The 588-nt window shown below is 44.9% G+C and carries 1 pseudogene; it reads right to left on the bottom strand.

Annotation, left to right across the window (positions count from 1 at the left end):
- Positions 1–588, bottom strand: a pseudogene (locus ACS8FC_RS19295) (FdhF/YdeP family oxidoreductase); the annotation flags it as partial.

The following is a 588-nucleotide window of genomic DNA, read 5'->3' as shown; positions in this document are numbered from 1 at the left end:
ATCCATTTCCGTCAATATCAGTGGACCTAGTATGCGTGGTTGTTCTGAACTATCTTTAACACGTTGGCGAGTCACCATAACGTTATCACCTTTTTGCCAACCTAAGCGGCTAATTTCATCTGGATGCATAAACAACACATCGCGGCGATTGGTTTGGCGATAGCGGTCTTTAAACCCAAATATCATGGTATTGAATTGATCGTGGCTACGGACGCTGGTCAATTGCCAAACCTTTTGCGTTACTTTTTGCGTTGTATTCTCATCGTCATCAATGCTTTGCGCATCTTCCATTTGGGCTGCAACGTACGTAATGGGGTACTGCGGTACTTCAAACTGCGCTTTGCCGCTCTCAGTATTCCATACGCGGTGACGCGCCGCATGATACAAATGAAAGCCACGCTCAGAGGTGCGAATACGCTGATTAAAGTCTTCAAAACCGTTAATAGCTTGGGCGATATAGTCTCGAATAAGGTTAAAATCTTCGCTCATTGCAAGCCAAGGAATGGATGATTCAGAGCCGAGCACATGAACCGCTATATCTGCCACAATTTGTGCTTCAGATTTTAAAGTGTCGCTCACAGGTTTTAG

This window comes from Psychrobacter sp. 1Y4, from assembly GCF_051847555.1.
The sequence above is the reverse complement of the archived record's forward strand: the minus strand, read 5'-3'. Positions and strand labels throughout refer to the sequence as shown.